Source organism: Hanstruepera flava (assembly GCF_023634025.1).
Lineage (GTDB): Bacteria > Bacteroidota > Bacteroidia > Flavobacteriales > Flavobacteriaceae > Hanstruepera > Hanstruepera flava.
In genome coordinates, this window is record NZ_JALJCW010000012.1 from 1 (window position 1) to 1,118 (window position 1,118).

The 1,118-nt window shown below is 42.0% G+C and carries 1 protein-coding gene; it reads left to right on the forward strand.

Annotated elements, in window-relative coordinates; all coding sequences use genetic code 11:
* The coding region (locus MTX13_RS14325; protein WP_250437412.1) for an HYR-like domain-containing protein at positions 1 to 1,118 on the forward strand (1,118 nt) is incomplete at both ends.

Sequence of the window (1,118 nt, forward strand, 5' to 3'; positions counted from 1 at the left end):
ATACACCCAGACATGGACAGCAAACGTATCGGATGCCTGTGGCAACCAAGCCGAGGCAGTAAGTGTAACATACACTTGGACAGTAGATACCAAGGCACCAGTAATTATGACTGATGCAGAGAATGGAGACTTGGGCTGTAACCCAGAGGTTATGGAGCCAATGTTCACTGCAGAGGACAATTGTGAAGTAGGTGATCCAATAGTAACAACAGAAGGACCGAGCAATGATGGTTGTGCATACACCCAGACATGGACAGCAAACGTATCGGATGCCTGTGGCAACCAAGCCGAGGCAGTAAGTGTAACATATACTTGGACAGTAGATACTGAAGCGCCAGTAATAACAACGAAGAATCAGAGTATGGATTTAGGTTGTAACCCTGAAGTGATCGCACCTGAATTTATGGCTACAGATAATTGTGGCTCTATTGAAGTTGAAGTTTCTACTGAAGGACCTCAAAACCCAGGAGGATGGGATTGTAGTTATAGCCAAACCTGGACTGCAACTGCAATGGATCCTTGTGGTAATGAAGCGGAATCTGTTAGTATTACGTATACTTGGATTCAAGATACTTTGCCTCCTAAAGTAAACTGTTCGGCAATTGAAGCTGGTGATTTAGGTTGTAACCCAGAGGAGATACCTTCGGGAGAGAGTCTGATAGATCTTATAGACACAGATGATAACTGTTTAGGTTCATCAGAGGTGTTTGTTTATGATACTATTTTAGATGATGAAGGTTGTGATAGAAGTGTGACCTATATTTTTAGTGCTATAGATTCATGTGGAAATGAAACTTATGATTTTGAAAGATGTAGTGTAACATATACATGGACAGTAGATACGGAGATACCAGTAATTACAGCTGATTCAGAGAGTGGTGATTTAGGATGTAATCCTGAAATTGTATCGCCAATGTTTATGGTTAGCGATAATTGTATGGATGGTGAAATAGGTTTAGAGTCTGAAACAGAAGGACCAAGCAACGATGGTTGTGCATACACCCAGACATGGACGGCAAATTATACAGATGCCTGTGGCAACCAAGCCGAGGCAGTAAGTGTAACATACACTTGGACAGTAGATACCGAAGCACCAGTAATCACATCAGACTCACAGA